This window comes from Mycolicibacterium obuense, assembly GCF_055397605.1.
On record NZ_AP043663.1, the window covers coordinates 2,028,084 to 2,040,660 of the forward strand.

At 68.4% G+C, this 12,577-nt stretch carries 11 protein-coding genes; 8 read left to right on the plus strand and 3 right to left on the minus strand.

The genetic code is table 11. The annotated features are described in order from the left end of the window. Positions 1-3: 3 nt before the first annotated feature. From ngg to ACZ50N_RS09665, 3 genes are all read right to left on the minus strand, one after another. Positions 4-1,782 carry an N-acetylglutaminylglutamine synthetase gene (ngg, locus tag ACZ50N_RS09655; RefSeq protein ID WP_048425417.1) on the minus strand — a complete coding sequence of 593 codons (1,779 nt, stop codon included), beginning with the start codon at positions 1,780-1,782 and terminating at the stop codon, positions 4-6. Further along, positions 1,779-3,584 (minus strand): N-acetylglutaminylglutamine amidotransferase, encoded by a 1,806-nt coding sequence (locus ACZ50N_RS09660; RefSeq protein WP_048425349.1) that lies wholly within the window; start codon positions 3,582-3,584, stop codon positions 1,779-1,781. The genes ngg and ACZ50N_RS09660 overlap by 4 nt, the downstream gene beginning before the upstream one ends. Before the next feature lie 143 nt (positions 3,585-3,727). Next, positions 3,728-5,299, minus strand: coding sequence for an amino acid permease (locus ACZ50N_RS09665; RefSeq protein WP_464475234.1), 1,572 nt, complete (start codon positions 5,297-5,299; stop codon positions 3,728-3,730). A gap of 182 nt (positions 5,300-5,481) precedes the next feature. Between ACZ50N_RS09665 and ACZ50N_RS09670 the strand changes: the two genes are divergently transcribed. From ACZ50N_RS09670 to ACZ50N_RS09705, 8 genes are all read left to right on the plus strand, one after another. Continuing rightward, positions 5,482-6,846: a glutamine synthetase family protein gene (locus ACZ50N_RS09670; RefSeq protein WP_046364926.1), complete on the plus strand. Its 1,365-nt coding sequence runs from the start codon at positions 5,482-5,484 to the stop codon at positions 6,844-6,846. Then, positions 6,833-7,609, plus strand: coding sequence for a gamma-glutamyl-gamma-aminobutyrate hydrolase family protein (locus ACZ50N_RS09675; RefSeq protein ID WP_201778428.1), 777 nt, complete (start codon positions 6,833-6,835; stop codon positions 7,607-7,609). Before ACZ50N_RS09670 ends, ACZ50N_RS09675 begins: the two co-directional genes overlap by 14 nt. Next, the gene (locus ACZ50N_RS09680; RefSeq protein ID WP_464475235.1) at positions 7,606-8,976 is read left to right on the plus strand and encodes an aldehyde dehydrogenase family protein; all 1,371 of its coding nucleotides are present in this window, start codon (positions 7,606-7,608) and stop codon (positions 8,974-8,976) included. Before ACZ50N_RS09675 ends, ACZ50N_RS09680 begins: the two co-directional genes overlap by 4 nt. After that, positions 8,973-9,749: a 3-oxoacyl-ACP reductase gene (locus ACZ50N_RS09685; protein WP_172835711.1), complete on the plus strand. Its 777-nt coding sequence runs from the start codon at positions 8,973-8,975 to the stop codon at positions 9,747-9,749. The genes ACZ50N_RS09680 and ACZ50N_RS09685 overlap by 4 nt, the downstream gene beginning before the upstream one ends. Before the next feature lie 20 nt (positions 9,750-9,769). Next, a complete protein-coding gene (locus tag ACZ50N_RS09690; protein ID WP_046366816.1) occupies positions 9,770-10,501 on the plus strand; it encodes a FadR/GntR family transcriptional regulator in 732 nt (243 codons plus the stop codon). A 70-nt stretch (positions 10,502-10,571) separates the two neighbouring features. After that, entirely contained in the window at positions 10,572-11,417 is an 846-nt protein-coding gene (locus ACZ50N_RS09695; protein WP_464475236.1) for a class I SAM-dependent methyltransferase, read from the plus strand. Positions 11,418-11,466: 49 nt separating this feature from the next. Then, positions 11,467-11,787 carry an ArsR/SmtB family transcription factor gene (locus ACZ50N_RS09700; protein ID WP_464475237.1) on the plus strand — a complete coding sequence of 107 codons (321 nt, stop codon included), beginning with the start codon at positions 11,467-11,469 and terminating at the stop codon, positions 11,785-11,787. After that, a complete protein-coding gene (locus ACZ50N_RS09705) occupies positions 11,784-12,572 on the plus strand; it encodes a GntR family transcriptional regulator (protein ID WP_133413206.1) in 789 nt (262 codons plus the stop codon). The genes ACZ50N_RS09700 and ACZ50N_RS09705 overlap by 4 nt, the downstream gene beginning before the upstream one ends. Positions 12,573-12,577 lie beyond the last annotated feature (5 nt).

Sequence of the window (12,577 nt, forward strand, 5' to 3'; positions counted from 1 at the left end):
GGTCTAACGCTCCACTTCGTCGGGCGTCCACGCCTGCGGCAGGCCCGGCTGGTTGGGAAACAGGAAGTCGATGAAAGCTGCTGCGGTGGGCTGCGGCTCGTGGTTGGCCAGCCCGGGTCGCTCGTTGGCTTCGATGAACACGTAGTCGGGCCGGGTGACATCGGGCACGAGCAGATCGATGCCGGTGACGGGGATGCCGATCGCCTCGGCCGAGGTCACGGCGACCCGGCACAACTCCGGGTGCACGGTCGCGGTGACGTCGTGGATGGTGCCGCCCTGATGCAGATTCGCGGTACGCCGCACCCGCAGCCGCTCGCCTTCGTCGAGCACATCGTCGAACGAGTAGCCGGCCTCCCGAACCGTCGTCTCGGTGACGACGTCCATCGGGATCCTCGACTCGCCCCCGGTCGCGGCAGCTCGCCTCCGGCTCTGCGTCTCGATCAGTTCCCGGATGGTGTGCTTGCCGGTGCCCGTCACCTCGGCGGGCAACCGCAGCGCCGCGGCGACGACCTTCTTGTCGATGACCACCAGCCGCAGGTCATCACCCTCGGCGCGCTGCTCGATCAGCACCTCGGGATGCTGTTCGCGCGCGCGAGCCAGTGCAGCGTCGAGCTCGTCGTCGCCGTCGACGCCCACGGTGATGCCCTTGCCCTGCTCGCCGCGCGTCGGCTTGACCACCACATCGCCGACCTCGGCCAGGAACTCGTGGTCGGCGGCGTCGAACGTCGCGAGCCGGCCCTTCGGCACGGCGATGCCGGCCTCGGAGACGATGCGGCGGGTCAGCCGTTTGTCGTCGCAACGACTCATCGCCACCGCAGAGGTGTACTCCGACAACGACTCTCGGGTGACGACACTTCGCCCACCGTGGGACAGCCGCATCTCCCCGGCCTCGGCGTCGAGCACCTCCACCCAGATGCCGCGCCGCATCGCCTCATCAGCGAGGATGCGCGCGTAGGGGTTGAGATCGTCGACGGTTTCCGGCGGATGGGTGAACAGCGGCTCGTTGATCGCGTTCTTGCGCTTGACGGCCATCACCGGCACGCGGGCGAAGCCGAGCTTCTCGTAGAGAGCGATCGCCGCGGTGTTGTCGTGAGTGACCGACAGATCCATGTACGCCCGCCCGCGCGAGCGGTACAGCGCCCCCAGTGCGCGGGTCAGCGCCGCACCGACGCCGGGTAGTGGTGCCGCCGGGTCGACCGCCAAGGTCCACAGGCTCGACCCGTCCTCGGGGTCGGCGAACAGGGTGGCGTGGTCGACGCCGGTGACGGTGCCCAGCACGGTGCCGTCCTCGTCGCTGACCGCGACCAGGTAGTCGACCGACTCCTGGTCTTGATGGTTGGCCCAGATGACGTCGGTGGGGGCGGGCACCATGCCGCATCGCACGTACACCCGGTTGATCTCGTCGGCGTCGTCGCGGCTCTCCAATGTCCGCACGTGGAAACCGGTGGGCGCAGGCGCGTCGTCGTCGCTGTCGGAGAAGCGCAGACGGTAGGTGTGGCTGGGATCGATGAACAGCTCCGCGGGGGCCTTCGACACCAGCACGTGAGGTTCCCGCGCGTAGATGCAGATGTCGCGCCGACCGTGCGCTTCGGCGCGCAGCACGTCGGCCAGCCGGGCGGGGTCGCTGAACGTCTGACCGAACAGGAGCCTGCCCCAGCCCAATTCGAGGACGACATCGTCGGCCATCGCGTCGACCATGTCCGGCGGGGACGCCTCGTGGAGGGCCAGCGTGATGGCCTCGGAATGCTCGCCGGCCGGGTCCGCCTTGTCGACGCTGGTCATGCGGCCGACCCGGTGATGCCGTGCTTCTGCAGCCACAGTTCGAGCAGGGCGATCTGCCAGAGCTCGTTGCCCCGCAGCGGAGTGAGCTTGCCGTTGGGGTCGGACAGCAGACGTTCGACCGCCTCGGGGCGGAACAGGCCGCGCTCCTTGGCCGCGGGCGCGTACAGCGCGTCACGGACGAGGTCGAGGTAGGGGCCTTCGAGGTGGGTCAGTGCGGGCACCGGGAAGTAGCCTTTGGGACGGTCGATCACATCAGCCGGGATCACTTGCCGGGCAGCCTGTTTGAGCACCCCCTTGCCCTCGTGGGCGGTCTTGAGGTGTGGCGGGCAGGTCGCGGCCAGTTCGACGAGGTCGTGGTCGAGGAACGGCACGCGGCCTTCCAGCCCCCACGCCATCGTCATGTTGTCGACCCGCTTGACCGGATCGTCGACCAACATCACGGTGGTGTCCAGACGGAGTGCACGGTCCACGCCGCCCTCGGCTCCCGCCCGTGCGAAGTGCTCGGTCACGAAGAGCTCGCTCGGATCGTCGTCGGCGAGGTAGGCCGCCGACACCAAGTCGCTGTAGCCGGCTCGATCCCGGTCGAAGAACGCGCCGCGATAGCTGGCGACCGAACCCTCGAGAGAGGCCGCGGCGGGCTCGCCCATCGGGGGATACCAGTGGTAGCCGGCGAACACCTCGTCGGCGCCCTGCCCGGATTGCACCACCTTGACGTGCTTGGCCACTTCCTGGCTGAGCAGATAGAACGCCACACAATCGTGGCTGACCATCGGTTCGCTCATCGCCCCGATCGCGCCGTCGAGTGCGGGCAGCATGCGCGCGGTGTCGATGCGGATCTGGTGGTGGTCGGTGCCGAAACGCTCGGCGATGATGTCGCTGTACTTGAACTCGTCTCCGGCGACCCCGTTGACCGATTCGAAGCCGATCGAGAAGGTGGCGAGGCCGTGCTGACCGGCCTCGGCGAGCAGCCCGACGATCAGGCTGGAGTCCACCCCGCCGGAGAGTAGGCAGCCGACCGGCACGTCGGCCACCAGGCGGCGCTTCACGGCGGCGCGCAGCGAATCGAGAACCGCGTCCTCCCAGTCCTTGTCGGACCAGTCGGCGCGCTCGGCGCGGCGGGTGAAATCGGGCTCCCAGTACGTCGTCGTGGTGCGGGTGCCGTCGGGCTCGATCGCCAGCAGCGAGGCCGGCGGGAGCTTGGTGACGCCGCGCAGGATGGTGCGGGGGGAGGGCACCACCGAGTGGAAGGTCATGTAGTGGTGCAGCGCGATCGGGTCGATGCGGGTGTCGATATCGCCACCGGCCAGCAGCGCAGGCAGAGACGACGCGAACCGGATCCGGTTGGCCGTCTCCGACAGATACAGCGGCTTGATGCCCAGCCGGTCGCGGCCGAGCAGCACCCGCCCGCTGTCGCGTTCGGTGATCGCGAACGCGAACATGCCCTTCAGATGGTCGACGAACCGGTCACCCCAGTGGTGGTAGGCCTTGATCAGGACCTCGGTGTCACTGTGGGAGAAGAACCGGTAACCGTGGCCCGAGAGCTGGTCGCGGAGATCCTCGTAGTTGTAGATGCAGCCGTTCCAGGCGATCGACAGGCCCAGCTCGGCGTCGACCATCGGCTGCGCGCCGGCCTCGGTGAGGTCGATGATCTTCAGTCGCCGGTGGCCGAGTGCCACACGACCCTGCGCCCAGACGCCGGCGGCGTCGGGGCCCCGGGGGACCATGACCTCGGCCATCGCGGTGACGGCGCGGACATCTGGGCTGGTTCCGTCGAGGCGTACCTCGCCGGTGGCTCCACACACGTGTTCGACCCTACTCCGTGTCGGCGTTCCTCGATCAGTTTGCATCCGCGCTTCGACGCGCGACGATGTCGACGTTTACCCCCGGGTCAGGACGGCAAACGCGTTTTCGCCGATCAAGATCGAGATCCGTGTCACAGGTGCGGTCAGCCGACGTTCTCCAGCTCGCCGCCGGACTCGTCGACCTGCTTGATGGGCCCGGTGAACCACTTCTTCACCGAGGCGTGCCAGTAGATGTAGAGCAGGATGAGCACGCCGCCGACGAGCAGCGGGGTGTAGTTGACGAACTTCCACTCGAAGCTCGGGTCCCACGGCGCGCCGCTGATCGAGGTGGGGAACATGGCGATGATCGAGGTGATCACGATTTCGAGGATCGCCACGGGGGCCATCCACTTGTGGTGTCCGCGCAGGTTCCACCTGCCGAGCGGGAAGGAATCCCCGGCCTTCCAGCGGTAGTAGATCGGCACCGCGAAGCACAGGTACAGGCCGACGACGCCGATCGAAACGACGGCGAAGAACGCGACCGGCACCGCGGCGCCGTTGATGTCGACCTCGACCAGTGCGGGCAGGGTGATGATCGCCGCGATGGTCGCCGTGAGCATCACCGCGTTGGCGGGCACTCGATTGCCGTTGACCTTCGACCACAGTTGATGACCCGGCACGGCCCGGTCGCGGCTGAAGGCGAAGAGCATGCGGGAGGCGCTGGTCTGGCAGGCGGTGGTGCAGAACAGCTGCCCGGCCGTCGAGATCAGCAGCACGATCGCCACCCACTTGGAGTCCATCGCCTGGCTGAAGATCGTCGCCACGGCGCCACCGCCGGCGGTCACGCCGTCGACGTCCTGGACCGCGAACAGGAACGTCAGCAGCAGGATCCAGCCGCCGATCGCCGAGTAGAAGATCGAGCGCCAGATGCCTTTCGCAGCTCCGTCGGCCGCGCTCTTGGTCTCCTCGGACAGGTGCGCGGACGCGTCGTACCCGGTGATCGTGTACTGCGTCAGGATCGCCGACATCGGCAGCACGAAGAGGAGGAAGCCGAACCCGGAGGTCGAGCCGCCGAACCAGCCAGTGTTGTTGACGGTGGTGGCGAACACGGTGGAGAGGCTGGCGTGCTGCTCGGGGATGATCCACAGGATGCCGACGACGGCGAGGGCGCCGATGACGTGCCACCACACCGAGATGTTGTTGATGACGGCCAACAGGTGCGACGAGAAGATGTTGATCAGCGCGACGACGACCAGGATCACGATGAACATCACGAAGGTCCGGGTGAGGCTGTAGCCGGCGAGCCAGCTCTCACTGAAGGTGCCCAGCGTCAGGTCCAGGAAGGTGGCGCTGCCGTAGGCCACCGAGGCCAGGATGGCGATGAGTCCGACGAGGTTGAGCCAGCCGGTGTAGAAACCGGCCTTGGGGCCGCCGAGTTTGGCTGCCCACCAGTAGATCCCACCCGAGGTGGGGAACGCCGACACCAGCTCGGACATGCAGAGCCCGATGATCAGGATGAAGACCGCGATGATCGGCCAGCCCCAGGCGATGGCCGCCGGGCCGCCGTTGTTCCAGCCCAGGCCGAACGAGGTGAAACAGCCCGCCAGGATCGAGATGATCGAGAACGAGATCGCGAAGTTGGAGAACGCCGACCACGATCGGTGGAGTTCTTGGGTGTATCCCAGCGAGGCGAGGTGCTTTTCGTCGTCGTCGAGCAGTTCGTGACCCTCGGGCACGGGGACCTCCTGTATAGGGGGACAGGTGCGCGTCGGCGGCGGCGCAGGCGCAGAGCATGACAATAAACCGCTATTGGTCTGGTGTCCTACCTTTGAAGGCAGTTTTGTGCGAGTGTGTTCGGGCGCGAGAAGCGCGCGACGGGCACGAGGGTCGACGCAGGGTGACGAGGATGGGGACACCGATGGGGACACGAGGCATGTTGTCGCGAGACGAGCTGGACGCGCTGGTCGAGGCCGGGGACATCGACACCGTGATCGTCGCGTTCTGCGACATGCAGGGCCGGTTGACCGGCAAGCGGATCTCGGCGCGGTTGTTCGCCGACGACGTCGCCGAGCACGGTGCCGAATGCTGCAACTACCTGCTGGCCGTCGATGTCGACAACAACACCGTCGACGGCTACGCGATCTCGAGCTGGGAGACCGGCTACGGCGACATGGTGATGACGCCCGATTTCGCGACGCTGCGCCTGATTCCGTGGCAGCCGGGTACGGCGCTGGTGATGGCGGATCTGTCCTGGACGGACGGCCGGCCGGTCACCCAGGCGCCGCGCAGCATCCTCAACCGCCAGATCGACCGCCTCGCCGAGCGTGGTCTGGTGCCCTATGCCGCAACCGAACTCGAGTTCATCGTGTTCGACGACACCTATCGCGACGCCTGGGCCGCCGGATACAAGGGCCTCACCCCCGCGACCGATTACAACATCGATTACGCGATGCTCGCCTCGACGCGGATGGAGCCGCTGCTGCGCGACATCCGGCTCGGGATGGACGGCGCAGGCATGTACTGCGAGGGCGTCAAGGGGGAGTGCAACTTCGGCCAGCAGGAGGTCGGGTTCCGCTACGACCATGCCCGCACCACCTGCGACAACCACACGATCTACCGCAACGGCGCCAAGGAGATCGCCGACCAGCACGGCAAGAGCCTGACGTTCATGGCGAAGTTCGACGAGCGGGAGGGCAACAGCTGTCACATCCACATCTCGCTGCGCGGCGACGACGGTAGTGCGGTGTTCGCCGACTCCGACGCCGCGGACGGGATGACGCCGATGTTCCGCAGCTTCATCGCCGGCCAGCTCGCCACGATGCGGGAATTCAGCCTGTGCTACGCGCCGAACATCAACTCCTACAAGCGCTTTGCCGAAGGTAGTTTCGCGCCGACGGCGATCGCGTGGGGTTTCGACAACCGCACCTGTGCGCTGCGCGTGGTGGGCCACGGCGCCGGTATGCGGATGGAGAACCGTGCGCCCGGTGGAGATGTCAATCAGTACCTCGCGGTCTCGGCATTGATCGCCGGCGGTCTGTACGGCATCGAGAACGAACTCGAGCTGCCGGATGCTCTGGAGGGCAACGCCTACAAGAGTGGCGCCGAGCGGCTGCCCACCACGCTGGCCGAGGCCGTCGAATTGTTCGACAACTCGACGATCGCCCGCGAGGCGTTCGGGGACGACGTGGTGGATCACTACCTCAACTACGCGCGCGTGGAGCTGAAAGCCTTCAACGCCGCGGTGACCGATTGGGAAAGGGTGCGCGGCTTTGAACGCCTCTGATGGGGCACGCCCGGTGATCGGGCTGACCACCTACCTGCAGCAGGCCCAGACCGGGGTCTGGGATGTGCGGGCCAGCTTCCTGCCTGCGATCTACTTCGAAGGCGTCGGGCTGGCCGGCGGCATCTCGACCCTGCTTCCGCCGCAGCCGGTCGACGACGCGATCGCCGACCGGATTCTCGACGGGCTGGACGGGCTGATCATCACCGGCGGGCGTGACGTCGATCCGGCGGCCTACGGCAGCGCCCCGCATCCCGCCACCGACGAGCCGACCGCGGACAGCCGCACCCGCGACGTCTTCGAGCTGGCCCTGCTGCGTGCGGCCCTGCGTCGCGGGCTGCCCGTGCTGGGCATCTGCCGCGGCGCGCAGGTGCTCAACGTGGCGCTCGGCGGAACCCTGCACCAACACCTGCCCGATGTGGTCGGCCACCCCCGCCACCAGCAGGGCAACGCGGTGTTCTCCACCTCGACGATCACCACCGTGGCCGGCACCCGGGTGGCCGCGCTCGTCGGTCCCACCACCGACGCGCAGTGCTATCACCACCAGGCCATCGACGGGCTCGGCGACGGCCTGATCGTCAGCGCGGCCGACGCCGACGGCGTGGTCGAAGCGATCGAGGTGGACCCTCGCCGGCATCCCGACCGATGGGTGGTGGCGGTGCAGTGGCATCCCGAAGAGCGGCTCGACGACCTGCGCCTGTTCGCGGGCCTGGTCGGCGCCGCCGCAGAACGCGCAGCCAAGAAAGCCCAGAAAGTGAGCGTATGAGCCAGACCAGTGACGTGATCAACCCGGCCACCGAGGAGGTGCTGCGCACCGTCACCCACACCGATGAGGCCGGCGTCGACGACGCGGTGGCCCGGGCCCGCTCCGCGCAGCGGGCGTGGGCGCGGCTGGCCCCGGCCGACCGGGCAGCAGCGCTGCGTGCGTTCGCCGCTGTGGTCGACGCGCATGTCGAGGAGTTGGCGCAGCTGGAGGTCGCCAACTCCGGGCATCCGATCGGCAACGCCCGCTGGGAGGCCGGCCACGTCCGCGACGTGCTGCAGTACTACTCGGCGAGCCCGGAGCGGTTGTCCGGCAAGCAGATCCCCGTGGCCGGCGGGTTGGACGTCACCTTCAACGAACCACTCGGCGTGGTCGGGGTGATCACGCCGTGGAACTTCCCGATGACCATCGCGTCGTGGGGTTTCGCCCCCGCGCTGGCCGCCGGCAACGCGGTGCTGGTGAAACCGGCCGAGTGGACACCGCTGACCACGATCCGCCTGGGCGAACTCGCCGTCGAGGCGGGACTTCCCGCGGACCTCTTCCAGGTGCTGCCCGGTCGCGGCTCGGTGGTCGGAGAACGCTTCGTCACCCATCCCGATGTGCGCAAGATCGTGTTCACCGGCTCGACGGAGGTCGGCATGCGCGTGATGGCCGGCGCGGCGCGGCAGGTCAAGCGCGTCACGCTGGAATTGGGCGGCAAGAGCGCGAACATCGTGTTCGACGACTGTGATCTCGAGAAGGCGGCGGCGACGGCGCCGTACGGCGTTTTCGACAACTCCGGTCAGGACTGCTGTGCGCGCAGCCGAATCCTGGTGCAGCGCAGTGTTTTCGACCGCTTCATGGAGCTGTTCGAGCCTGCCGTCAAGGGTGTCGTCGTGGGCGATCCCCGGGCCGAGGGCACCGAGATGGGGCCGCTGGTGTCCAAGCCGCACTGGGAATCGGTCGCCGGCTACGTACCGGACGACGCCCCCGTGGCCTTTCGCGGCGAGGCGCCGTCGGGCCCCGGGTACTGGTTCCCGCCAACGGTTCTCACCCCCGCGCCCGACGATCGCACGGTCACCGAGGAGATCTTCGGCCCGGTGGTGACGGTGCTGCCGTTCGACGACGAGGCGGACGCGATCGCACTGGCCAACGACACACCCTACGGGTTGTCCGGGTCGATCTGGACCGACAACCTGTCGCGGGCGCTGAGGATGTCCCGGGCCGTGGAATCGGGCAACCTGTCGGTCAACTCGCACTCGTCGGTGCGTTACACCACGCCGTTCGGCGGCTTCAAACAGTCCGGGTTGGGTCGTGAGCTGGGCCCGGACGCCCCCCTGTCGTTCACCGAGACGAAGAACGTCTTCATAGCTGTTGAGGAAGGAAACTGATGGATCTCACCCAGCGTCTGGCGGGCAAGGTCGCCGTGATCACCGGCGGTGCCAGCGGCATCGGTCTGGCGACGGCCAAGCGCATGCAGGCCGAGGGGGCCATCGTGGTCATCGGCGACCTCGACGAGGACACCGGCCGCAGCGTCGCGGGCGACATGAACGTCACCTTTGTGCAGGTCGACGTCTCCGACCAGGTGGCGGTCGACAAGCTGTTCGACACGGCGTTCGAGGTGCACGGCGGGGTCGACATCGCGTTCAACAACGCCGGGATCAGCCCGCCCGAGGACGACCTCATCGAGAACACCGGCATCGACGCGTGGCAGCGGGTGCAGGACATCAACCTCAAGTCGGTGTTCTTCTGCTGCAAAGCCGCACTGCGGCACATGGTTCCGGCGCAGAAGGGCTCGATCATCAACACCGCGTCGTTCGTCGCGGTGATGGGGTCGGCGACCTCGCAGATCTCCTACACCGCGTCCAAGGGTGGGGTGTTGGCGATGTCGCGCGAGCTCGGCGTGCAATACGCCCGGCAGGGGATCCGCGTGAACGCGCTGTGCCCCGGCCCGGTGAACACCCCGCTGCTGCAGGAGTTGTTCGCCAAGGACCCGGAGCGTGCGGCGCGCCGTCTGGTGCACGTGCCCGTCGGCCGCTTCGCCGAGCCGGAGGAACTCGCCGCCGCGGTGGCGTTCCTGGCCAGTGACGACGCCTCGTTCATCACCGCGTCGTCGTTCCTCGTCGACGGTGGTATCAGCGGCCACTACGTCACACCGCTGTAAGACGCCGCTCGGGACACGCGATGACGGCCGGCCCCCACCCTTCTGAGGACTCCGACCCGGGTGCGGCACTGCTGCGCCCGGTGCGGCCGCTCAACGCGTTCGAGAACACGGTCGAGCGGCTGCTGCAGACGATCCGGTTGGGTGTGCTGGCGCCGGGGGAGTCGCTGCCGCCGGAACGGGAGCTCGCCACCCGACTCGGCGTCAGCCGCGACACGGTGCGGGAGGCGATCAAATCCCTTGCCGAGGCGGGATATCTGGTGTCGCGACGCGGCCGCTACGGTGGCACTTTCCTCGCTGACGAGTTGCCCGCACCGCGGACCGCCGACGTCGAACTGCGCCGTGCCGACATCGACGACGCGCTGCGGCTGCGCGAGATCCTCGAAGTGGGGGCGGCACGCATGGCCGCCGAGCGCACGCTGGACGCCGCCCAGCGGGAGGCGTTGCGCAGCAGGCTGATCGATGTGCGCGGCGCTGATCCCGCCGACTACCGGCGCCTGGACTCCCGGCTGCATCTGGCGATCGCCGAGGCGGCCGGGGTGCCGTCGCTGGTACCGCTGGTGGCGCAGAACAGGATGCGGCTCAACGAGCTGCTCGACTGCATCCCGCTGCTGGGCCGCAACATCGCACACTCCGACGAGCAGCACGAGGCGATCGTCGCGGCGATCCTGGCCGGTGACGTCGACACCGCCGCGCAGACGATGGCGGCGCACGTGTGGGGTTCGGCGGCCCTGCTGCACGGCTTCCTGGACTGAACCCAGGGGCGCGAAAACGCTCGTCGGTCACGGCGGGGAGTGGGATCATCGCTGTGCGGAGGTAGCGCTCATGGTCAGCGATACAGAACATCGGGCGGCAGAAGATCGGGCACTCAAGGCCCGGCACCGCGCGCTGTGGGCCTCCGGCGACTATCCCGCCGTCGCCGCCGAGATCATCCCGAGCCTGGGTCCCGAGCTCGTCGCGGCCTGCGGCGTGGCCGCCGGCGACCGGGTGCTCGACGTCGCCGCCGGCTCCGGCAACGCCGCGATCCCTGCGGCTGCGACAGGCGCCGTCGTCACCGCCAGCGACCTCACCCCGGAGCTCTTCGACGAGGGGCGACGGCTCGCCGGTGAGCGCGGGGTGACGCTCGAGTGGGTGGAAGCCGACGCCGAGGCGCTCCCGTTCGCCGACGACAGCTTCGACATCGTGATGTCCTGTGTCGGTGCGATGTTCGCGCCACACCACCAGGCCACCGCCGACGAACTGATCCGGGTGGCCCGACCCGGAGGCAGGATCGGTCTGATCAGCTGGACACCGGGGGGGTTCATCGGACACCTGTTCGCGACGGTGAAACCGTACGCACCGCCGCCCCCGCCCGGGGCCAGCCCGCCGCCCCTGTGGGGCAGTGAAGACCACGTCCGCGAGCTGTTCGGCGAACGTGTCGCCGATCTGTCGATGCGGCGGCGCAGCGTGCGGATGGATCACTGTGCCTCGCCGCTGGAGTTCAGGGAGTACTGGAAACGCAACTACGGTCCGACCATCGCCGCCTACCGCTTCACCAGCGAGCACCCCGAGCGCGTCGAAGCCCTCGACCGTGACTTCCTGGAGTTCCTCACCGTGTGGAATCGCAGCGACGACACCGGCAGCACCGCCTACGACGCGGAGTACCTCCTCGTCACCGCGACGAAGCGCTGACGGCGCGGATGTCGGCCACCCGCGGTGGTCCGGACGCTAGATTGCACGTGTGGAGGATGCCGAGCTCGTCGAACGTGCGTCATCGGCGCTGGCCGAGGTCGACACGGCGGGCTGGGCGCAGCGCTTCGACCTGGTCTCCGATCCGCACCGCCTCGAGATCCTCCTGTGCCTGCACCGTTCGCCGGGAATCGTCGTGAGCGATCTGGCCGCCGCACTCGGCCGCTCGGAGAACGCGGTGTCGCAGGCGTTGCGGGTGCTGCGCCAACAGGGGTGGGTGAGCAACGAGCGGGTCGGCAGGTCGGTGCGATACCGCCTCGACGACGACACCGTCCACGACCTGCTGCACTGGATCGGAGCCCGACACGGGTGACGCGGGTCCTGAGCATCGACGAGCCGCCGCTGGCGCCGGGCCCGGTCCTCGGCGGCAAGAGCGACGGGCCGGTGCACGCGCGCATCGCCGCCTGGCTGCAGGGGCTCATCGCGTCCGGACGGCTGATGCCGGGGGACAAGCTTCCGCCGGAGGTGGAGATCGCCACGGCGCTGGGGTGTAGTCGGATGACGTTGCGGCAGGCGCTCGGTGCCGTCGAGAGCAAGGGGTTGATCGATCGCCGCCGTGGCCGCTTCGGCGGCAACTTCGTCACATCGCCCAGAATCGAATTCGACCACGCGAGCCTGCCCGGGTTCACCGAGCAGATGCGTCGCATCGAGGTCGAGCCCGGTGCCCAGGTGCTCGGCGTGCACACGGGTGCGCCGCAGCCCGACGTGAGTCGGGCGCTGGGACTGCGCCGAGCCGATCAGGTGCACCAGATCCTGCGAGCGCGCACGGCCGACGGCGAGCCGATCGTCTACGAAGAGGCCTATCTGCCCGCCTCGGTCTTTCCGGACTTGCCGGAGCACGATCTGGACGGCTCGCTGTATGCGCTGATGCGCCGCTATGGCCATGGGCCGTCGTCGGCAGACGAGCGGATCGAGGCGACGTCGGCCACCCCGGAGCAGGCCGCGATCCTCGGCGTCGACCCGGCCAGCCCGCTGTTGCTCATCGTGCGAACGTCGTTCGCGGACAACGGCATTGCCGTGGAGCACTCGCGTGACTACCACCGCTCGGACCGCACCACGATCCGGGTCAGGTCGCGCGCTGAGCCTGAGGCGGGTTAAGTCTA